We start from the raw sequence: 21332 nt of genomic DNA, 5'->3' as shown, positions 1-21332 counted from the left end.
GCTGCTCGGCTCCGGAACGTGGGGACGATCATGTCCGGCGGCCGGGAAGCCGGTCAAGCGCGTTCGGTAACGGGATGATAACGAATGTAAACGTTACCAAAACCGCTCTCGCGGTGCTACGGTCGCCGCTGACCGACCCGTCCGACCGATGCGAGGAAGCACCGTGACGCACTTCTCCTGGGAACCCTCATCCCTCACCCTGACGTTCGCCGCCGACGAGGACGGGCCGGTCCGGCTCGTGTCACTGGCGGGTCCGGCCGCTCCGGCGCCGCGGATCCAGGACGACCTGCTGCCCACGCAGCCCCTCGTCGAGGTGCTCGCGCCCCGGTACGGGCGGCGGAACAACAGCTACCGGTTCGACGGCACCGAACTCGGCGCGGGCCTCCGGTACGTCACGCACGTCGCGACGACCGAGCCCGCGATGGACGGACGGCCCGGGCGCGAGTGCCTCGAGATCCGCCAGGAGCACCCCGACGGGCTCGTCGTGACCTCGCGGTTCGAGCTCGTCGGCGGAGCGCCCGCCGTCCGCACCGTGACGACCGTGTCGCTCCGTGACGGCGCGGCTCCCCTCACGCTCTGGGCGGTCACGAGTCTCGCCACCGGGGCCGTGGTCTCCGAGGACATCGACGACCTCGACATCTGGTCGGCGCGCACCGGGTGGTCCGCCGAGAACCGGTGGGCGCCCACCCCGCTCCGCGCTCCCGGTCTGCCGTCCATCGACCCCGGGGCGCGCGGCGAGACGAGCCGGAACCGCATCGCCGCCACGAGCACCTCGACGTGGTCGTCCGGCCTGTACAACCCCGCGGGTGCCGCCGTCGCCCGGAGCACCGGCCGAACGCTCGCGTGGCAGATCGAGCACAACGGCGCCTGGCACTGGGAGGTCGGCGAGGACCCCGACTGGAACCGGGGCGCCGTGCCGATCGAGGACCGGGTCCGCGCGCCGGAGCCGTACGGACCACCGAAGGGCGACCGCTCCCACGACGCTGCCTACGTCGCGCTGCTCGGTCCCGAGGACGCCGACCACCAGTGGTCGCTCACCCTGACGCCCGACGTCACGTTCACGACCGTGCCCGTCACCGTGACCGTCGCGGCGTCGTTCGAGGACGCCCTCGGGAACCTCGCCACACATCGACGCGCGGCCCGACGACCGCACCCCGTCGGTGACACGCTGCCCGTGGTGTTCAACGACTACATGAACACGCTCGAGGGCGACCCGACCACGGCGAAGCTCCTGCCGCTCGTCGACGCAGCAGCGCGGGCCGGTGCCGAGTACTTCTGCATCGACGCCGGCTGGTACGACGACTCCGCCGGATGGTGGGCGAGCGTCGGCGACTGGCGGCCGTCCACCCTGCGGTTCCCGGACGGCTTCGGCGCGGTCGTCGACCACATCCGGGACCGTGGCATGGTGCCCGGGGTCTGGCTCGAACCCGAGGTGGTCGGCGTCACGAGCACCGCGGCCGAGACGCTCCCCGACGAGGCGTTCCTCCGACGGCACGGCGAACGGATCCGCGAGCACCAGCGGTACTTCCTCGACATGCGCTCCCCGGCGGCACGCGCACACCTCGACGAGGCGGTCGACCGGCTCATCGCCGAGTTCGGCATCGGCTACTTCAAGTTCGACTACAACGTCACGCCCGGCGCCGGCACGGACGTCGGCGCCGAGTCCGCGGGCCAGGGCCTGCTCGAACACGACCGGGCGCTGCTGGCGTGGCTCGGCGACGTGCTCGACCGCCACCCGGACCTGGTCATCGAGAACTGCGGATCCGGGGCCATGCGCTCGGATCCCGCGATGCTCGGCACCCTGCAGCTGCAGTCCACCTCGGACCAGCAGGACCCGCTCCTGTACCCGGCGATCGCCGTCGGGGCCCTCGCACACGTGCTGCCCGAGCAGGCGGGCAACTGGGCGTACCCGCAGCCGACGATGTCGGACGAGGAGATCGTGTTCGCGATGGGTGCCGGGCTCGCCGGTCGCCTGTACCTCGCGGGCGTGCTCAGCGGCATGGACGATGACCAGCTCGCCCTGGTCGGTGCCGCCGTGGAGGCCCACCAGGCCACCAAGCACACCCTCGCCCGCGCGGTCCCCCGGTTCCCGACCGGGCTGCCGACGTGGGACGACCAGTGGCTGTCGGTCGCGTTCGACGCCGGTGACGAGACGCTCCTGGTGGTGTGGCGCCTCCCGGCCGCGGCCGGCGACGTCGAGCTCGCCCTGCCGCACCTGGGTGGCAGCGTGCCGACCGTCGAGCAGGTCTACCCGCCCGCCGGCGTCGGCGCGCCCTGGTCCGTCACGCCCACCACCGCCGGGCTGACGATCGGCACCGAGGCGGGGAACGCGCAGGCCCGGATGTACCGGTTGACGGTCTGAGGAGGAACGGCCGCGGCGGTTCGCCGCCCCACCAGGAGCGGGCCGCCGCGCCCGGATCGCGCTGCGCCCGTCGGCCCTGGACGATGACCGTCTTCTCAGGGAGCCGTCCGGCGCACACCACGCCGCCGGCCCTACGCTGGGCGCGGGCGCCGACGGCCGGTCGCCGGAGGGGGAACACCGCATGTCCGAACTCGACCTCGACGCACCGCTGACCCCGCCGGAGCCCACCGGGCAGGAGCTCCAGCTCACGCCGCCGGCCGCCGTGCCCGAGGTGGAGCCGGACCAGGCCGTCGGCATGGTGGCCGTCCCCGCCGACAAGCGGTCGGAACTGCAGGACAAGGCCCGCGCCTTCGCCGATGCACTCGCCGCCGAGCAGCCCGGCAGCCCCGAGTTCACGAAGCGGGTCGACGACCTCGTGCGGATGGGCGAACAGGACATCCGGTCGGCGTCGCAGGTATCGAGCCGCATGCTCGAGCGGCCCGCCACGTCGCTCGCCGCCGCGAAGGGCCAGGGCCCGGCGGGTGATCCGCAGGCGGCGGTGGCCCGGACGCTGCAGGACCTCCGCGAGACCGTCACGGACCTCGACCCCGCGCGCGCCGAGTTGACCGGCGCACGCCGCCTGCTCGGTCGGTTGCCGGGCGCGAACCGGATCGCCCGGTACTTCCACAAGTACGAGTCCGCGCAGCAGCAACTCGACGCGATCATCACGGCGCTCGTGTCCGGTCAGGACTCGTTGCGCCGGGACAACGCCGCCATCGAGCAGGAGCGGGCGGAGCTGTGGGCCACGATGGGACGACTCGCGGAGTACGCCACGCTGGCGGCCGCCCTCGACGACGCGATCAGCGCGAAGGCCGAGGCGCTCCGGGCCTCGGACGACCGCGCGGCGGACGCGCTGGTCGCCGACGCGCTGTTCCCCGTGCGGCAGCGGCGGCAGGACCTCGCGACGCAGATCGCCGTGTCCGTGCAGGGGTACCTGGCGCTCGACCTCATCCGCAAGAACAACCTCGAGCTCATCCGCGGCGTCGACCGCGCACGGACGACCACCGTCGCCGCGCTCCGCACGGCCATCGTCGTCGCGCAGGCGCTCGGGCAGCAGCGGCTCGTCCTCGAACAGGTCGCCGCGCTCAACTCGGCGACCGACGCGATGATCGGCCGGACGAGCGACCTGCTCCGGCAGCAGACCGCGGCCGTGCACGAGCAGGCGACGTCGTCCGGGGTCAGCGTCGAGACCCTCCAGCACGCGTTCGACCAGGTGTTCGCGACGATGGACGCGATCGACGCCTACCGAGCGGGTGCCGTGCAGTCCATGGCGACGACGGTGGACGCGCTGGGCGCGCAGGTCGACCGTGCCCGCGGAGCGCTCGCTCGTTCCCACGCCGAGGACGCGAGCCGGACCGCCTGACGCGCGTGGCAGGCCGGGCGGCTAGGGCAGGTCGAGCCGGGAGGTCCGGAACCGGTCGTCGAGGAAGCGCCCGTTGACGAGGAGGGCGTCGGCGTCGCGTTCGACGGCCGCGTCGCGCATCCGCGCGGCCGCCTGCTCGAGCGCGGTGAGCTGCTGGACGAGCGCCTCGGCCGGGGTCCGGCCGTCGGACAGCCGGTGGTGCGCCGCCCACTCCGCCGGGAGCGCGAGGTACGCCCGCAGCGTCTCGGGCAGGTAGTCGGTCGCCGTCCGGGTGACCACGACCTCGGGTTCGCCGGTGCCGGTGACGCGCGGCAGGGCCTCTTGGAGGGCCGTGGCGATCCGGTCGACGATCGCGGCGGCCGGCTCGGGCACGCGTCCGGCGACGGCCGCGCGGAGCGGGAGCAGACCGCCGGCGACGTCCGACGGGTCGACGCGCACGACGTCGGCGGCCGGGGCGACACCGAGGGCCGCGAGCGCCCGTGCGGCCACGGCCGCGTCACCCGCGGCGTCCGCGGCCACCGCGGCGACCTCGCCCGCGAACGCCTGGAGCCATGCGCCGAGCGGCATCGCCCGACGCGCGATCACGACGCCGCCCGAGACCTGCGCAGCCTCCCCCGTGAGTCGGTGCCGCTCGAGGCGCAACGTCATGCGCGCGTCGACGCCCTCGAGCCGGAGGGCGGTCACCGTCCCGGGACGCCCGGCGAGGCGATCGCCGAGCGACCGGTCGCGCTCGACCGAGAGCGCCGCGTCGGCCGCGGGGCCGAGCGCGCGCGCGGCGTTCACCGCGAGCGCCTCGACGAGCGCCTGCGGCTCGTCCGCGGACGGCAGGGGCACCGGGAGCGACACGGTCATCGGTCGGTGAGCGGCAGCACGAGCCCCGGCGTGGCGATGACGTGGTCCTCGCGCAGGGGCCGGACCGCGGTGCCGATCGCGAAGAACTCCGTCGTGTGGCCGCCCCACCGGTGCGGCAGCGACAGGAGCTGCACGCCGACGATGCCCTCGGCGTCGAGGTACTCGGCCTCGGTCTGCATCCGGCCCATCGCGAGCTCCCGCGCGTCGTAGAGGGCCTCGGTGTACTGCGGGATCTCGGTGTTCTGGCCGATCGTGCCGAGCGACGCCATCATGCCGCGGTGGGCGATGTGGTAGACACACGTGCCCATGACGAGGCCCTGGGGCGCGTACCCGGCCTGGATGAGGGTCCAGAAGTCCTGCCCGGACAGGTCCGACGTGAACGGCAGGCCCCGGGTGTTGCGCCACTTGCCCGTGGGCGGCGGGGCGTCCGCGACGACGGCGGTGCCGACCGCGACGAACTCGGCGAGGTCGTTGCCGTACTCCTTGAACTCGATCTCGAGCCGGACACCGACGATGCCGTCGGCACCGAGTCGGTCCGCCTCGGCCTCCATGCGCGTCATGGCGAGCTCCCGGGCGTGGTACATCGCCTGGCTGAGCTTGTCGAGCTCCATGTTCTTGCTCCAGCGTCCCGTCTGGATCCCGACGTGGTAGACGCTCGAGCCGAGGACGAGACCGACCGGACGGAACCCGGCCTGCCGCACGAGCAGGAACTCGTTGACCGACAGGTCCGACGTGAACAGGCGGCGCCGTCCCTCGTCGAGGCGCGCGGTGGCGTCGGCGGGGAGCGGGACGCGGGACAGGTCGGGTCCGGTGGTGCTCATCGGCGGGTGGTTCCTCTCGTGGTGTCGCGGAGCGGGATCACGGTCGTGACGTCGCGCCGGGCGGCGGCGGTCGCGGAGTGGTCGCGGAACGCGTGCATGGGGCCCGGCGCGATGACCGTGCCGGTGAAGGTCGCTTCGGCGTGGAGGTCGACCTCCTCGCCGCACGGGGTGTCGAACTCGCCGAGGCTGCTGCCGGTGATGACGATGTCCGAGCCGTTCAGCGGTGCGGCGCGACGGGTGAGCTGCACCCGGGCGTCGTGACGGGCGGCGTTCACGAGTTCGGTGAGGCCCTCGATCTCGACGTTGCCCGACCAGACGCTCCGCTGTGACTTGAGGAGCGGGTCCTCGTGCTTCGTGGCGATGGAGACGCCGAACGCCATCCCGCGTGGGACCCAGCCCGAGCGGATGAGGGCGGCGACCTCCTCGGCGGTCGACCCGGCCGCCCAGACGTCGCGTGCCGACCGCGCGTGCGGCGAGACCGAGGCGTCGAGCGTGCGCACCGCGGTGCCGGTCGCCGTGAACTCGTGGGTCGCGGTCTCCAGCCGCGTGCGCCGGATGCGGACCCCGACGACACCGTCGGCGCCGAGGGCCGCAGCCTCGGCGATCATCCGGTCGAGCGCCCCGTGCCAGGCCTCCTGCACGGCGTGGACGTAGGAGCCGAAGCCGGCGTTCCGGCCGTCGCTCCCCGTGGTGAGGACGGGCGAGGTCCAGGGGACGTACCCGCCGGGCTGGGAGGCGAACGGACCCGAGGCGAAGGGTCCGGACCCGAAGCCGCCCGAGCCGAACGGTCCCGAGCGTCCGAGGGTCGCCGTGCCGGAACCGTTGGGGAAGGCCGAGTACCCGCCGCCGAACGGGATGTTCAGCCCCGACGACCAGATACCACATCCGCCACCGGCGTAGGCGAGCTGCTCGACCACGCACCCGAAGACCTCGCCGACCGGCGCGAGGTCGACCGCGCGGATCGCGGCCGCGCCGGCGGCGGACAGCAACGACCCGGCCACGCCGCTCGACCGTTGGCGTTCGATGCGGTCGTGCGCAGCGGGCGGCAGCCCCCCGGCCCAGCCGTCCATGCGTTCCCCTCCGTCGGCCCGGTTCGGCGCGCGGACGGCGCGCGGACACGGGAGACCCCGCCAGCATGCCAGGCGCGGGGCGCGCTGGGAACGGCGAGAACGCTCAGGTTCCCGGCAGTCCGTAGGCTGGCGCCGTGACCTCCCGGGTGCGTCTGCTCCTCGCCGCGTCGCACCCGGGTCCGACCGTGGCCGTGACCGTGCTCGCCACGGTGATCGCCGTCGCCGTCGGACACCCGGTGTGGAGCGTGCTCCTCGTCGCGCTCGCGGTGTTCGCGGGCCAGCTGTCGATCGGCCTGGCGAACGACTGGATCGACGCCGACCGCGACCGTGCCGTCGGCCGCAGCGACAAGCCCGTCGCGCGCGGGCTCGTGCCCGTCGCGACGGTCCGCCGCGCGGCGATCGGCACCGCCGTCGCCGCGGTGCTACTGTCCGTACCGCTCGGACTGGTCGCGGGTGCCGCGCACCTCGTCCTCGTCGCCGCGGGGTGGGCGTACGACGCCGGACTCAAGCGCCGCGTGTGGTCCGTCGCCCCGTTCGTCGTCGCGTTCGGGCTGCTGCCGGTCGTGGCGGTGTCCGCCGACAGCGGCCTCGGGCCCGGCGGGATGCCAGCGGTGTGGCCGGCGCCCTGGGCGATCGCCATCGGCGCGGTGTTCGGCGTCGCGATCCACTGCACGAACGTGTTGCCGGACCTCGTCGACGACGCCGCCACCGGGGTCCGGGGATTCCCGCATCGTCTGGGGCTGCACGCGTCGGGCGTCCTGGCGTTCGCCGCGCTCGTCGTGGCGGACGGGCTCGTGCTCGTCGGACAGACGACCGGCGACGACCCCGCGCGGGGTCCGGCGCTCGCCCTGGCGGTCGCGGGCGCGGTCGCGGTGGTCGTCCTCGCCGCGGTGGGCATCCGCCTCGTGCTCACCGGTCCCCCGACGCGCACGCTGTTCCGCCTCGTCATCATCGCGTCGCTCGTGGTCGTGGTGCAGCTGGCGCTCTCCGGCGCACGACTCGCGGCGTGACCCGCCTGGGACCTCGCCCTCAGGCCCACCGCATGGCGTAGACGCGGGCCAGGGCGTCCGCGGTCGGCAGGGCCAGGAGCGTCCGCAGCAGGGCCTCCCGGACCGCGAGCGCGGGGCCGGCAGCCGGTCGCCCGAGCGCCATGTTCAGCTCGGCCTGCCGCGCGGCCCGACGCGCCGCGGCCTGTCGGTGCCGCGCGTACTCCGGCCATGGGCCGGCGCTGCCGGTGGCCACGGCCTGGGCGAGGATCGGTGCGAGCGCGGCCGCGTCGAGCCATCCCAGGTTCATGCCCTGTCCGCCGATCGGACTGATCTCGTGGGCGGCGTCGCCGACGAGCACGACCCGGCCCACCCCGACCCGCTCGGCGGTGCGGCGACGCACCCGGAACGGACTGAGCATGGTGCAGGTCTCCGGGTCTGCCTCGGTGCCGGTGCGCTCCCGGATCGTCCGCGCCAGGTGTGCGGCGGCGCGGGGGTCGGGGTCGTCCGGGTCGAGCGGCCGGCCCGGCGCGCGCGCGTCCCGATCCAGTGACGCGCCGTCCCGCCCGTGCCGGTCGGCGGGGTCCGAGCGGAGCACGACGTACCGGCGGCGACCGCCGGGCAGCGGGAACGACTCGACGACCCCGTGCCGACCGACGTCGACGAGTGCGGTGGTCGCGGGCGACGGGCCCGAGCCGCCGCGACCGGAGCACGGGGGTTCCGCGTCCGCGAAGTCGCCCATGACGTACCGGTCGCGGTAGTCCCGCCCGTGGCTGCGGACCCCGATGCGGTCGCGGACGACGCTCCGGGCGCCGTCCGCTCCGACGACGAACCGTGCGGTCAGCGTGACGGGCCCCTCCGGGCCGTTCCCCTGCGCGGTGACGCGGTCCCGCCGTCGTTCGAGTGCGGTGAGTGTCGTGCCCGTGCGGAGCGATCCCGGGGCGAGGGCCGCGAGACGCTCCCGGAGGATCGCCTCCGTGCGGTGCTGGTCGAGGGTCGCGACGAACGGATGGGTCGACGACGCTCGGGCGAACGACAGCGAGCCGATCGGACGTCCCCCGTTCCGCGCCGTCCCGCGGTCCACCCGCGCCGCCTCCGCGAGCACCGGTGCCGTCGCGCCGACCGCGGCGAGCGCGTCGAGCGACGGCGGGTGGATCCCGATCGCGCGGGAGCCGGACGGCGCTCCGGCGCGCCGTTCCCAGACGGCGACGTCGACGCCGGCCTGCGCCAGGAGCGCGGCGAGGAAGAGGCCGACCGGACCGCCGCCGACGACGAGGACGTCCGTGCGCTCCTGCGACATGTCGCCGAGCCTAGCGACGGGACCGCACGGCCGTGCCGGGCCGCTTTACCTCGGTGGTCCGGACGGGCTATCTTCGGCCACACGGGCAGACCATGCTCGCCTTCGACCCGTCCGGAGCCCGAATCCGGCAGCGGGTCCGGTCCGGACACGAGCAGCGTCGCTCGACCCGTCCCCACACGCCCCGAACCCGAACGGGAGCACCAGATGACGACGCACGCCCCTTCCGTGCTGCCCACGGCCGTGCCGCCTCCCTCGGCGTGCGTGCGTGCGGGCGCCGCGGTGCCGCCCCGGTCCGTGCACGTCCCCGCGGAGGTCCGGTCGTGAGGGCCGCGATCGCGACGGTGAGCCTCGGTGGCGGGCTCGAGGAGAAGCTCGAGGCAGTGAGCGCCGCCGGGTTCCGAGGCGTCGAGTTGTTCGAGCAGGACCTCGTGACGGGGTGGCTGCGTCCGGAGCAGGTCGCCGCACGCGCGCGTGACCTCGGTCTCGAGCTCGACGTCTACCAGCCGTTCCGGGACCTCGAGCAGGTGCCGGACGACGTGTTCCGTGCGAACCTGCGGCGCGCGGAGCAGCGGTTCGCCCTCATGCACCGGCTCGGGATCTCCACGATGCTGCTGTGTTCCAACGTCGCGACGGCCGTGTCGGACGACGACGCCCTGGCGGTGGACCAGCTCGGGGCGTTGGCGGAGCTCGCGGAGCGGAACGGGGTGACGGTCGCGTACGAGGCGCTCGCCTGGGGCCGGAACGTGTCGACCTACGACCACGCCTGGCGGATCGTCCGCGAGGTCGACCACCCGGCGCTCGGCATCTGTCTCGACAGCTTCCACATCCTGGCCCGCGGCACGGACCTCGGCACGATCGCGGAGATCCCCGGTGAGCGGATCATGTCGTGCCAGGTGGCGGACGCGCCGGTGCTCGACATGGACGTGTTGCGCTGGAGCCGGCACCATCGGCGGTTCCCGGGCGAGGGCGACTGGGACCTGGCCGGGTTCCTGTCGCACGTGCTCGACACCGGGTTCGCGGGGACGCTGTCGCTCGAGGTGTTCAACGACGTGTACCGGCAGACCGACCCGACGGTGACGGCACGGGCGGCGCGCCGGTCGCTGCGGGCACTCGAGGACGCGACGCGGGTCCTGCGGTCGGCGCCCGACCGGGACCGCGTGGACGCGGACCCGCAGCACGACTTGGACGAACGGGGCGACACCGGGTGCGGCGCCGAGGAGCCGGGTCGGTCCTCCCGGCCGGCGGCGGTCGGATGGTCAGCGCACGGTCTGGAGGCCCTGCCCGCCGTCCCGGAGCCGGTCACGACCCACGTCGTGCTCGCGCCGGACGCGGAGGGAGCGCTCGTCGCGCTGCTCCGCCGCGCCGGTCTCGCATGCGTGGGGCGGCACCGGACCGGTCGGACGGAGTTGTTCGAGGCGGGCGGCCTCCGGGTCGTCGTCGACGCCGCGCAGGCCGGGCTGGCCGCGCGGGTCGCGGCGGTCGGCCTCGGGGTGGCGGACGCGGCGGCGGCAGCGACGCGGGCCCGGGCGCTCGGGGCGCCGGTGCTGCCCCACGGGTCCGTGCCGGAGGGGACCGACGAGTACGTGGTGCCCACCCCGGAGGGCACCGGCGTGGCGTTCGGTGGCCGCAGCGCGGACGGGACACCGTCCTGGTCCCGGGACTTCGGACCGACCGGCGAACGAGCGTCCGCGGCGGCGTCGGACCTGCTCGGTGTGGACCTGGTCGGGATCACCGTGCCGTGGGACCGCACGGACGAGACGACCGGCTTCCTGCGGGCCGTACTCGGGGTGGACGGTCCCGTGGCGGCGGACGCACCGAGGACGGACGGGTTGGCGCGACGGCGGCTCTTCACGACCGGGGCGACGACGACCTCAGGTCCGACCGTCCGGATCGCGGTGACGACGCCAGCGCCCTCGTCCGATGCGCCGTCACCGACACTCGTCGCACTCGCGAGCGCGGACGTGGTGGGCACGGTGACCCGGATGCGGGACTCCGGGGTGCGGTTCCTGCCGACGCCGCCGAACTACCACGACGACCTCGCCGCGCGGACCGGCCTGGACGAGGTCACGGTGACGCGGCTCCGGGACGCCGCCGTGCTCGTGGACGTGGACGCATCCGGGACGTACCTGCACGCCGTGGTCGAACCGCTCGGTGGCGTCGTGTTCGAGGTCGTCGAGCGGCGGGGCGGGTACGACGGCTCCGGGGTCGGCGACGCGGCGGTCGTCGCGGCGATGGTCGAGCACCACGGACAGCGCCGCGGGGTCGACCGCCGCGGGGTCGCGCGGCGGACACGTCGCGCGTAACGTCGGGTGCATGACCGATGCCGCAGCACTCGACGCCCGCCTGACCACTCCCGACCGCGTCACCATGTACGGCGCTGCCTGGTGCTCGGACTGCCGTCGTTCCAAGGCGTTGCTCGACCGGCTCGCGGTGGACTACGAGTACGTCGACCTCGAGGCGGTGGCGGACGGCGCCACCCGGGCCGAGGCGATCAGCGGCCGGAAGAGCATCCCCGTCATCGTGTTCCCGAACGGCCGGCACGTGGTCGAGCCGTCGGACGCCGAGCTGACCGAGGAGCTCGCGACGGCCGGCGTCGTGGAGCCGGTGGCCTGACCCACGGACGTGGCGCGCGCGCCGCTCATGCGGCGCTCGCTGCCACCGCCAGCCGCGCCCCGGCCGTGCGAGACCACGCGAGCGCGCCCCGCATCGCCGACGCCCGGTCCGTCAGGTCGGTGAGCGCCACGGCGTGCGCGAACCCACGCGGGTCCACGGCGATCTCCCCCGCCACCAGGGCGACCGGGCGCCGTGCGGCCGCGGCGAGCGCCTGCACGACGGCCACGACCTTGCCGCCCGCGGTCTGACCGTCGAACCGTCCCTCGCCGGTGACGACGAGGTCCGCGTGGAGCACGCGGTCGGCCAGGTCGAGGACCTCGGCCACCGCCTCGCCGCCGAGTGCGATGGTCCCGCCCCAGGCCAGGAGGCCGAACCCGGTGCCGCCCGCGGCTCCCGCTCCCGGGGTGTCCGGGTCGACGTCGGGGAACATCGAGGCCCATCGGCGCAACCGTGCCTCGTGCACGGGGACGCGATCCGGTGTGATGCCCTTCTGCGGTCCGAACACGGCGGCGGCGCCCCGGGGCCCGAGCAGCGGGGCGGTGACGTCGGTCAGGATCCGGACGCCCTCCGGGGTCGGACGGAGCGTGGCGCGGTCCACGGCCTCGATCCGGTCGAGCGCGGCACCGCCGGTGTCGTCCGGCCCCAGCGGTGGGCGCAGGCGGAGTCCGAGTTCCCGCAGCACGCCGAGACCGCCGTCCGTCGAGGCGCTCCCCCCGATGGCGAGGACGACTCCGCGTGCTCCCGCCCCGAGCGCGGCGGCGATCGCGGCACCGAAGCCATGGGTGTGGGCGCTGTCCGGCCGGGGGTGGTCGAGCAGGGTGATGCCGCTCGTCGATGCCAGTTCGACCAGGCCTCGGCCGTCCGGGAGCCGGAGCCACTCGGCGTGCACCGGCCGGTCGTCGGGGTCGCGCACGACGACCGGGACGCGCTCGGCGTCGGGGAACGCGGTGGCGAAGGCGTCGATCGTGCCCTCGCCGCCGTCGGCCATCGGTGCGAGGTCGAGGACGTCACCGGGCCGCTCGGCGCGCCATCCGTGGGCGAGCGCACGGGCGATGGACGCCGCCGACGCCGTGCCCTTGAACGCGTCGGGAGCGACGAGCACGCGCATCAGGGCCGACCCCGGTCGGGTCCGCTGCCGCCGCTCGCGCCGTCGCTCACGTGGCACACGCTACTGCCGGCGCGCTGGTGCGTCCCTCGGGCGCGCGCTGGTGCGTTCCTCACGCGCGCTGGTGCGTCCCTCGGGCGAGGGCCCGGGACGGTTCCTGGATCGTGGTCGCCGGGCGGACGGTAGACGGGGTGCATGAGCGACGAACTCGACCAGGCCGACGCACCGTTCCTCGACGCCCTCCGGGACTACCACGGCCGCGACCGCTACGGGTTCTCGCCGCCCGGGCACCGGCAGGGCCGCGGGATCGACGCGGACACCCTCGCCGTGCTCGGCAAGGACCCGTTCCGCGACGACGTGCTCGAGAGCGGCGGCCTCGACGACCGGACCTCGTCGAACGGCTACCTGCCCACGGCCGAGGCCCTCATGGCCCAGGCGGTGCACGCCGACACCGTGTTCTTCTCGACCTGCGGCAGCTCCTTGTCGGTCAAGGCCGCGATGCTCGCCGTGGCGGGTGTCGACGGCGGGATCATCATGCCGCGGGACGCGCACAAGTCCGTGACCGCGGGCCTGGTGTTCTCCGGACTCCAGCCGTACTGGGTGACGCCGCGGTTCGACGCGGACCAGCACATCTCGCACCCGGCCTCCCCCGAGGACTACCGCGCCGTGTGGCAGGAGCACCCCGACGCCGCGGGCGCGCTCGTGGTGAGCCCGACGCCGTACGGCACCTGCGCGGACATCGAGGGCATCGCCGCCGTGTGCCACGAGTTCGGCAAGCCGCTCATCGTCGACGAGGCCTGGGGTGCGCACCTGCCGTTCTCGGAACTCCTGCCGACGTGGGCGATGAACGCCGGCGCGGACGTGTGCGTGACGAGCGTGCACAAGATGGGTCTCGGGTTCGAGCAGGGGTCCGTGCTCCACCTCAAGGGCGATCTCGTCGACCACGACCACCTGTGGGCGTGCGCGGACATGCTCATGACGACCAGCCCGAACGTGCTCATCTACGCGGCGATGGACGGCTGGCGTCGGCACATGGTGCGGGACGGGGCGGGCCTCATCCGGAGCGCCGTCGACCTGGCCGACCGCACGCGGGACCGCATCGAGGCGATCGACGGGATCCACGTGCTCCGTGACGAGCTCCTCGGCGCCGAGGCGTCGCACCAGCTCGACCCCATGCGGATGCTCCTCGACGTCCACGAGCTCGGGATCAGCGGGTACCAGGGACTCGACTGGCTCCGCGAGCACCACCGCATCGACCTCGGCCTGTCGGACCACCGGCACCTCGGCATCGACATCTCGGTCGCCGACGACGCGTTCACGACCGACCGGCTCGTGCACGGGCTCGAGTCCCTGGCCGCGTCGGCGTCGGAGCTGCCACGGTCGCCCGAGGTGCGGATCCCCGACCCGTCGAAGCTGCTGCTCGAGTCCGTCGTCACCCCGCGCCGGGCGTTCTTCGGCGAGTGCGAGAACGTCCCCGCCGAAGAGGCCGCGGGGCGGATCGCCGCCGAGCAGGCGACCCCGTACCCGCCCGGCGTCCCCGCGTACGTGCCCGGGGAACGCCTGACCGCCGAGGTGATCGACTACCTCAGGAGCGGGCTCGAGGCGGGCATGGTGCTCCCCGATCCGACCGACGGCAGCCTCGGCACGATCCGGGTCATGGTCGAGTGAGGTCCTCCGCTGCGGCGGGCCCGGCCGCAGCGGCGGTCGTCGTCGTCGCGGGCGCCGTCGTCGCGGCGAGCGATCCGAGCAGCGCGAGCGCGGCCTCCGATGTCGACCCCGGCTCCGCGTGGTACAGGACGAGCACCTGACCGTCCGTGCCGGTGACCGCGAGCTTCTCGCGCAGCAGCGTCATCGGTCCGACCTCGGGGTGGACGAGTTCGGTGGGGGCACCCTCGACCGGGCGGACGTCGTGGCGCGCCCACAGGGTGCGGAACAGCGGACTGCGGAGCGACAGCTCCCCGACGACCTCGACGCACCGGGGATCGTCCGTCGCCGCTCCCACGGAGGCGCGGAACCCGGCGACGAGGCGGGCGACCGCGCGGTCCCAGTCGCGCCAGAGCTCCCGCTCGGCCGGGTCGAGGAACACGTCGAGCAGGCGGTTCCGCCCGGGCCGGAAGCCGGGGGCGAGGGCTGACGCGTGCCGGTTCGCGGCGAGCACGTCGAACGTCCGGGTCTCGACGAACGCGGGGATACCGAGGGACTCGAGGAGCATCGCGACCCCGGAGGGGACCCGGTCCGGTCCGGTGCGACGGGTCGGAGCACGGTGTGCGCGCTGCGCCGCGAGCGACATGAGGTGATCGGTCGCGGGCGCGTCCAGGCGGAGCGCGTCGGCCAGCGCCGCGAGCACCTGGGCCGACGGGTTGCGGTCGCGACCCTGTTCGAGCCGCAGGTAGTAGTCGGCGCTGACACCGGCGAGCATCGCGACCTCCTCACGCCGGAGCCCGGGGACGCGGCGGAGGCCGCGGACGGTGAGACCGACGTCCTCGGGTCGGACCTGCTCCCGTCGCGCGCGGAGGTACTCGCCGAGCGGGTTGCCGTCGTCCATGTCCGGCAACGCTAGTCGTCCTCCCGGACCGCGTTCCTGGTCCTGCCGTCCCCAGGAACGCAGGGACGATCCCGCCGGACGGGCGACACGGCCAGCATGGTCCACGGACGAGGGGACGACCGCGCCAGCCCCGGCCGGCACGTCCTCGTCCGGAGAGGACCCATGATGACCACCACACTCCCCGGCGGCACCTACCGCCTGGCCGACGACCTCGAACTCACCCGCTCCGGGTACGGCGCGATGCAGCTCGCCGGTCCGAACGTGTTCGGCCCGGCCCGCGACCACGACGAGGCGATCGCGGTGCTCCGCACCGTCGTCGAGCTCGGCGTCACGCACATCGACACCGCGGACTTCTACGGACCGTTCGTGACCAACGAGCTGATCCGGGAGGCCCTGCATCCCTACCCGGAGCAGCTGACCATCGTCACGAAGGTCGGCTCCGTCCGTGGCGACGACGGTGCCTGGATTCACGCGAACGAACCGGACCAGCTCCGCACCCAGGTCCACGACAACCTCGAGCGGCTCGGCGTCGACACCCTCGACGTCGTCAACCTGCGCGTCGGGGGGTTCGACTCCCCCGAGCCGGGATCGATCGGGGAGCGCTTCGCCGCGTTGGCCGACCTGCAGCAGCAGGGGCTCATCCGCCACCTCGGGCTGAGCACGGTGAGCCGCGAGCAGTACGACGAGGCCCGAGCGATCGCCCCGGTCGTCACGGTGCAGAACTTCTACAACATCGCGAATCGACAGGACGACGCCTTCGTGGACCTGCTCGCGGAGCACCGTGTGGCCTACGTCCCCTACTTCCCGCTCGGCGGGTTCACGCCCCTGCAGTCCGACGTGCTCGCCTCGGTCGCTGACCGCCTCGACGCGACCCCGATGGCCGTGTCGCTCGCCTGGCTACTGCAGCGGTCACCGAACGTGCTGCTCATCCCCGGTACGTCCTCGGTCGCCCACCTGCGCGAGAACGTGGCGGGCGCGGCGCTCGACCTGCCGGAGGACGCCGTCCGCGAACTCGACGCGATCGCGGGCTGACCGAACGGGCCGGCGGCGGGTCTCCCGGGCGCCCGGGGCACGCCGTCGTCAGTCGGCGCGCAGGGTCTCGCGGGGCGACCGCCCGTACTCGCGGAGGTACTGCGTGGCGAACCGGCCGGGGTTGCTGAACCGCCAGTGCGCGGCCACCGCGGCGACCGTCGTGCCGGAGCCGTCCCGCGCGAGCAGGAGTGCCTCGTGGGCTCGCCGGAGTCGCTCACGACGGAGCGCGGTCATCGGGCTGTGGCCGAGCTGCCGGAGGAACGCCGCCTGCAGACCCCGGGGACTCATCCCGGCTGAGGCCGCGATCTCGTCGACGGACAGCTCTTCGGCGGCGTGGGCCTGGATGAACTGCAGGGCCCGGCGCACGCCGATGGGCGAACCCGCTCCCGGGTCGACCGGCACGGGAGTGGCCTGCCGGTCGACGAAGGCCTCGACGAACGCGGCGACCAGGACGTGGAACGTGGCCGCGCGCACGATCGGGCTGTCGACGAGCATCCCGCTCGCGGTGACCTGCCGCACGTGGTCGGCGACGGCCTGCCAGTGCAGTCGGGCGACCTCGCCGTCCGGTGCGTCGTGCACGCGCAGGGCACCGGGCGGCAACCCCATCGTGTCGAACTCCCGGCGCGCGTCCTCCTCGCGGAGCACGATCTGGCGGAACTCGGCGTCCTCCCAGACCACGCGCTTGCGTCCGTCGCGCGGGAACAGGAGCGGCGTGGCGTCGGACCGGACGAGGGTGCCGGCGGCGGTGCTCACCTCGACCCGTCCGGCGTCGAGCGCGATGACGGACCAGAACGGCAGCGGCTGGGACTCCATGACCAGCCGACCCTGCACGCGGACCCGGGCGACCGCGAACCGCCCCTGCCCGGTGACCTCCTGCCGGAACCGGAACGGCCCGTCGGCGACCTCGACGCGCTCGACGTCGAAGGCGTCCCGGAGCGCGACGAGGGCACGGTCCGCCGAGTCGGTGTCGACACGGACGGACCGCCCGGAGCTGAAGAAGACGTTGCGCATCGCGGAAGGAGGGTGTCCTGCTCACTCGGCCCTGAGGGTGTCCTCGGGACCGACGGTGTACACGGCACGGTACCGCGTCGCGAACCGTCGCGGTGACGCGTATCCCCAGCGCGCCGCGATCGTGTCGATGAGCCCGTCGTCACCCGGCTCGGCGGCGAGGAGGTCCCGGTGCGCCCCGGCGAGTCGCGCGCGCTCGAGTTCGGCCTCGGGCGCTCGCGAGCGCCAGAACCCGAAGGCACGGCGGAGGCCGGCCTCGCTCGTGCCGACGTGCCGGGCGATGTCCGCCACCGTGATCGGGAGTGCGGCGTGGTCGTCGATGTACCGGCAGGCACGGTCGACGGTGGCGAGCATCCGGCGACGGCACGTCCGCTCGCGGTCGTCCGCGCCCTCGGTCGGCACGGACTCGAGCAGCCCGACGACGAGCAGGCGGTAGACCGAGGCCGCCACCAGCGCGCTGCTCCCCGCCGCCCGGCCCTCGAGGACCGCGGCCTGCAGCGCGACGGTCCGGGCGAGGTGCTCGGCGCCCTCGCGGGTGGGTGGGAGCGACTGGGCGAACCGGACGGGGCGCGGGTCGTCCCCACGGACCGCCGCAGCGAGGTCGTCGAACCGTGTCTGCTCGAGCCGCACGATCGTCAGGTGCATGTCCTCGGACCGACCGTGGTAGCCGACGCCGTGACGCATGACGAACGGTGCGTCCTGATCGCCCCGCTCGTCACCCGCGGTCCACTCGTAGACCCCGCCACCGGGGACCACGAGCGTCACCCCGCTCGTCTCGGTGCTGCGGCCACCGTCGACGCGCGCGCGGAACCCCCACCGCGTGAGGTCGAGCCGCTCGTCCCGGTACTGCTCGGCGTGGAACCGGAAGTCCGGCCGGTCGGACTCCACGCTCGCCGCGGGCATGGAGCGGCGGATCGCGGCGGTGGCCACTTCCGGGTCGTCCACGTCGAGGGCCGGGCGCCATCCGGACTGCGGCTCCTGCATGGTGCCTCCCCCAGCCGTTGTCGCCAGGGTAGGCCACCGTCGCCGTCGCGTCCGGAACCCGTGGAGGACCGTGGTCCCGGCGGCGATCAGGTCGCGGCGATGACGCCGGTCGCCAGCAGCACCGCGACGACGATCGCGAGCGCCACCCGGTACCAGATGAACACCGCGATGCTGTGCCGCGCGACGAGGCGGAGCAGCCAGGCGATCGCGGCGAGGGCGACGACGAAGCTGACGGCGGTCGCGACGAGGGTGGCGCCCCAGCCGACCGTGGCGCCGATCGCGCTCGCCTCGGTCGCGGCCTCGTAGCCGCCGGCAGCGACGAGCGCGGGGATCGACAGGAAGAACGACAGGCGGGTGGCGGTGACGCGGTCGAGACCCCGGAACAGACCGGCGCTGATCGTGGCCCCGGACCGCGACACGCCCGGCACGAGCGCGAGCACCTGCACGAGACCGATCACGACCGCGTCGGTCACGGTGGTGCGCTGCTCGCCGCGGTCCTGACGACCGACGCGCTCCGCGACCCACATGACGATGCTCCACAGCACGAGCGCGGCGACGACGACCCAGAGGTTCCGGAGACCGCCCGAGATGAGGTCCTTCGCGAGGAACCCGATGAGGCCGATGGGGATCGTCGCGATGATGACGTACCAGGCCAGCCGGTAGTCGTGGTCGCGGTCCTCGCGGTGCGCCAAGCCGCGGAACCACGCGCGGACCAGGCGCAGGATGTCCCGCCAGAAGTAGACGATCACGGCGATGATGGCGCCGACCTGGATCACCGCGGTGAAGGCGGTCACGCCCTGGCTGGCGACCCGGAGGCCGAGCAGCTTCTCGACGATCGTCAGGTGGCCGGTACTGGAGACGGGCAGGAACTCGGTCACGCCCTCGACGATGCCGAGCAAGAGGGCCTGGAGCAGATTCACGCCGGACACTCCATCACGGATCTCCCCAGAAACCGCCCACCGTGCTCGGCTCGGCGTCGGAGCCGACGATGCCTCCCGGCCCCGGGAGCGTCCGCCGTTCCCGGGACGACCGCTCGACGGTCCGCCGTCAGCGGACACGGGCTGGGCGATCGTCGTACGCGGCGGACGCGCACCCCGACCGGTGAGAGGATGAGCGGCGGTCCGTCGCCACGACGGATCCCCCACGACCCAGGAACAGGAGCGACGGTCGGTGACAGACACCCGCACGTCCGCACCCGAGAGCACCGAGAGCACCGAGACGACATCGGGCGGACACGGCGGACGCGGTCTCGCCGCGTTGGCCCTGACGGCACTCGGCGTCGTCTTCGGCGACATCGGCACGAGCCCGCTCTACGCACTCCGCACGGTGTTCACGATCGACAACGGGGCGGTCCGCCCCACCCCGGACGACGTCTACGGCGTCATCTCGGTCATGTTCTGGAGCGTGACGGTCGTCGTCTCGATCAAGTACGTGACGATCCTCATGCGTGCCGACAACAACGGCGAAGGCGGCGTCATGGCCCTCGCCGCGCTCGCTCGTCGGCTGTTCGCCAAGCGCTCCGGCCGGGTGGGGGTCTTCATCCTCATCGGGATCATCGGCGTCGCCCTGTTCTACGGCGATTCCATCATCACCCCGGCGGTGAGCGTGCTGTCCGCGGTCGAGGGACTCGAGGTCGCCGCCCCGGGCGTCGCACACCTCGTCGTCCCGATCGCCGGGGTGATCCTCGCCGGGCTGTTCGCCGTGCAGCGCTTCGGCACCGGCCGTGTCGGCACGTTGTTCGGGCCGATCATGCTCCTCTGGTTCCTCGTCCTCGCGGTCGCGGGCGTCGGCATGATCGTGCGTGACCCCTCGGTGCTCATCGGCCTGTCCCCCACGTACGCGTTCGCCTTCGTGTTCGCCCACCCGACCATCACCTTCGTCGCGATGGGTGCGGTGGTCCTCGTCATCACCGGTGCCGAGGCGCTCTACGCGGACATGGGGCACTTCGGGGCGCCGCCGATCCGCCGCGCGTGGTTCTTCGTCGTGTTCCCGGCGCTGACGCTGAACTACCTCGGCCAGGCCTCGCTCATCCTGCGCGACCCGACCGCACGCCAGAACCCGTTCTTCCTGCTGTTCCCGGACTGGGCGCGGATCCCCGTGGTCGTGCTCGCGACCGCAGCGACCGTCATCGCGAGCCAGGCGGTCATCTCCGGTGCGTTCTCACTCTCGCGTCAGGCGATGCAGCTCGGTCTGCTCCCGCCGCTGACCGTCCGGCAGACCTCCGAGCGCGAGGGCGGCCAGATCTACCTGCCCGCCGTGAACGCGCTGCTGTTCGTCGGCGTCATCGCCGTGATGCTCGCGTTCCGGTCGTCGGAGCGCCTGGCCACGGCGTACGGGGTGTCGGTGACCGGCGCGCTCGTCGTCGACTCGGTGCTCCTGCTCATCGTCGCCCGGCCGCTGTTCAACTGGCATCGCTGGCAGATCGTCCTGGCCGCGGTCGTCTTCGGCGGTCTCGAGCTGACGTTCCTCGCCGCGAACCTGTCGAAGGTCCTCCACGGCGGTTGGGTGCCGCTCCTCATCGCCGCCGCCGTCATCACCGTCATGACGACCTGGCGTCGCGGGCGGCAGCTCGTGACCGACGAGCGGAACCAGAAGGAGGGCTCACTCGCCGACTTCATCGACCGCGTCCGGTCCGAGGACCCCCCGCGGGTCGACGGGATCGCCGTGTTCCCGCACCCGAACAAGGACACGACGCCGTTGGCGCTCCGCGCGAACTTCGAGCACAACCACGTGCTCCACCACCACGTGCTCATCGTCTCGGTGCAGACCGCGAACGTCCCGCACGTGCCCGCGTCGAAGGCCTACACGTTCGACGACCTCGGCTACTCCGACGACGGCATCGAGCACCTGACGATCAAGTTCGGGTTCTCCGACGAGCCGAACCTCCCGGTCGCACTCCGTCGAGCGTGCGTCGCCGACGTGCTCTCGCTCGACCCGGACGCCGTGGAACGCGCCTCGTACTTCGTCTCGCGCGGCGCACTCCGGACCGGCCACGGCCGGGGCATGATGCGCTGGCGCAAGAAGCTGTTCGTGGCGCTCGCGCAGAACGCCGCCAACCCGAGCGCACGCTTCGGCCTCCCCTCGAACAGCACCGTGACGATGGGCAGCGACGTCGACGTCTGATCGAGGCTGACCGTCCAGCGGTTCACGGCCCCCGCGCGGCGCGCTGGCCGGGCCTGCCGACCGGGGAACCGACACGAGGACCCGCCGCCCGATGGGGCGGCGGGTCCTCGTGTCCGTTCCGAGCGCGGT

At 73.8% G+C, this 21332-nt stretch carries 17 protein-coding genes; 8 read left to right on the top strand and 9 right to left on the bottom strand.

The window, feature by feature from the left end:
- Positions 1 to 163: 163 nt before the first annotated feature.
- Positions 164 to 2362, top strand: coding sequence for a glycoside hydrolase family 36 protein (locus tag DEI93_RS07020; RefSeq protein WP_181435966.1), 2199 nt, complete (start codon positions 164 to 166; stop codon positions 2360 to 2362).
- A 181-nt stretch (positions 2363 to 2543) separates the two neighbouring features.
- A complete protein-coding gene (locus tag DEI93_RS07015) occupies positions 2544 to 3764 on the top strand; it encodes a toxic anion resistance protein (protein ID WP_111119122.1) in 1221 nt (406 codons plus the stop codon).
- A gap of 21 nt (positions 3765 to 3785) precedes the next feature.
- Here DEI93_RS07015 and DEI93_RS07010 read toward each other — a convergent pair whose 3' ends face one another.
- The 3 genes from DEI93_RS07010 to DEI93_RS07000 are packed head-to-tail and all read right to left on the bottom strand — an operon-like array spanning position 3786 to position 6507.
- Positions 3786 to 4616, bottom strand: a complete 831-nt coding sequence (locus tag DEI93_RS07010; RefSeq protein ID WP_111036375.1) for a hypothetical protein — start codon at positions 4614 to 4616, stop codon at positions 3786 to 3788.
- Entirely contained in the window at positions 4613 to 5437 is an 825-nt protein-coding gene (locus tag DEI93_RS07005) for a heavy metal-binding domain-containing protein (protein ID WP_111008766.1), read from the bottom strand. The genes DEI93_RS07010 and DEI93_RS07005 overlap by 4 nt, the downstream gene beginning before the upstream one ends.
- Complete coding sequence (locus tag DEI93_RS07000; protein WP_111025986.1) at positions 5434 to 6507, bottom strand: heavy metal-binding domain-containing protein; 1074 nt, start codon at positions 6505 to 6507, stop codon at positions 5434 to 5436. Before DEI93_RS07000 ends, DEI93_RS07005 begins: the two co-directional genes overlap by 4 nt.
- A 134-nt stretch (positions 6508 to 6641) precedes the next feature.
- Between DEI93_RS07000 and DEI93_RS06995 the strand changes: the two genes are divergently transcribed.
- Entirely contained in the window at positions 6642 to 7517 is an 876-nt protein-coding gene (locus tag DEI93_RS06995) for a UbiA family prenyltransferase (protein ID WP_111119123.1), read from the top strand.
- A gap of 19 nt (positions 7518 to 7536) precedes the next feature.
- Here DEI93_RS06995 and DEI93_RS06990 read toward each other — a convergent pair whose 3' ends face one another.
- Positions 7537 to 8793, bottom strand: coding sequence for an FAD-dependent oxidoreductase (locus DEI93_RS06990; protein WP_111119124.1), 1257 nt, complete (start codon positions 8791 to 8793; stop codon positions 7537 to 7539).
- 320 nt (positions 8794 to 9113) lie between these two features.
- On the opposite strand from DEI93_RS06990, the gene DEI93_RS06985 reads away from it, so the two are divergent.
- Together DEI93_RS06985 and DEI93_RS06980 are read left to right on the top strand one after the other, a co-directional pair.
- Entirely contained in the window at positions 9114 to 11096 is a 1983-nt protein-coding gene (locus DEI93_RS06985) for a sugar phosphate isomerase/epimerase and 4-hydroxyphenylpyruvate domain-containing protein (protein WP_220037842.1), read from the top strand.
- A 10-nt stretch (positions 11097 to 11106) separates the two neighbouring features.
- Positions 11107 to 11406 carry a glutaredoxin family protein gene (locus tag DEI93_RS06980; protein ID WP_181435967.1) on the top strand — a complete coding sequence of 100 codons (300 nt, stop codon included), beginning with the start codon at positions 11107 to 11109 and terminating at the stop codon, positions 11404 to 11406.
- Between the two features lie 25 nt (positions 11407 to 11431).
- On the opposite strand, the gene DEI93_RS06975 is transcribed toward DEI93_RS06980, so the two are convergent.
- The gene (locus DEI93_RS06975) at positions 11432 to 12514 is read right to left on the bottom strand and encodes a glycerate kinase family protein (RefSeq protein ID WP_258372156.1); all 1083 of its coding nucleotides are present in this window, start codon (positions 12512 to 12514) and stop codon (positions 11432 to 11434) included.
- 192 nt (positions 12515 to 12706) lie between these two features.
- Here DEI93_RS06975 and DEI93_RS06970 point away from each other — a divergent pair, with 192 nt between their 5' ends.
- Positions 12707 to 14179 (top strand): aminotransferase class I/II-fold pyridoxal phosphate-dependent enzyme, encoded by a 1473-nt coding sequence (locus DEI93_RS06970; protein WP_111119125.1) that lies wholly within the window; start codon positions 12707 to 12709, stop codon positions 14177 to 14179.
- Here the strand turns inward: DEI93_RS06970 and DEI93_RS06965 are convergent.
- The gene (locus tag DEI93_RS06965) at positions 14166 to 15056 is read right to left on the bottom strand and encodes a helix-turn-helix domain-containing protein (RefSeq protein WP_111008761.1); all 891 of its coding nucleotides are present in this window, start codon (positions 15054 to 15056) and stop codon (positions 14166 to 14168) included. The two genes, DEI93_RS06970 and DEI93_RS06965, sit on opposite strands and share 14 nt — an antisense overlap.
- A 165-nt stretch (positions 15057 to 15221) precedes the next feature.
- Here DEI93_RS06965 and DEI93_RS06960 point away from each other — a divergent pair, with 165 nt between their 5' ends.
- Positions 15222 to 16088 carry an oxidoreductase gene (locus tag DEI93_RS06960; protein ID WP_220037843.1) on the top strand — a complete coding sequence of 289 codons (867 nt, stop codon included), beginning with the start codon at positions 15222 to 15224 and terminating at the stop codon, positions 16086 to 16088.
- Between the two features lie 48 nt (positions 16089 to 16136).
- Here DEI93_RS06960 and DEI93_RS06955 read toward each other — a convergent pair whose 3' ends face one another.
- The 3 genes from DEI93_RS06955 to DEI93_RS06945 form a co-directional block, all read right to left on the bottom strand.
- Positions 16137 to 17099: a helix-turn-helix domain-containing protein gene (locus DEI93_RS06955; RefSeq protein ID WP_111012531.1), complete on the bottom strand. Its 963-nt coding sequence runs from the start codon at positions 17097 to 17099 to the stop codon at positions 16137 to 16139.
- Positions 17100 to 17120: 21 nt separating this feature from the next.
- Positions 17121 to 18080 (bottom strand): helix-turn-helix domain-containing protein, encoded by a 960-nt coding sequence (locus DEI93_RS06950; protein ID WP_111119127.1) that lies wholly within the window; start codon positions 18078 to 18080, stop codon positions 17121 to 17123.
- Positions 18081 to 18166: 86 nt separating this feature from the next.
- Positions 18167 to 19000 carry an undecaprenyl-diphosphate phosphatase gene (locus DEI93_RS06945; RefSeq protein ID WP_111012533.1) on the bottom strand — a complete coding sequence of 278 codons (834 nt, stop codon included), beginning with the start codon at positions 18998 to 19000 and terminating at the stop codon, positions 18167 to 18169.
- A 250-nt stretch (positions 19001 to 19250) separates the two neighbouring features.
- On the opposite strand from DEI93_RS06945, the gene DEI93_RS06940 reads away from it, so the two are divergent.
- Entirely contained in the window at positions 19251 to 21203 is a 1953-nt protein-coding gene (locus tag DEI93_RS06940; RefSeq protein WP_111008756.1) for a potassium transporter Kup, read from the top strand.
- Positions 21204 to 21332 lie beyond the last annotated feature (129 nt).

The sequence above is a fragment of the Curtobacterium sp. MCBD17_035 genome, assembly GCF_003234815.2.
Lineage (GTDB): Bacteria > Actinomycetota > Actinomycetes > Actinomycetales > Microbacteriaceae > Curtobacterium.
This window is presented reverse-complemented; position numbering and strand designations above follow the sequence as displayed.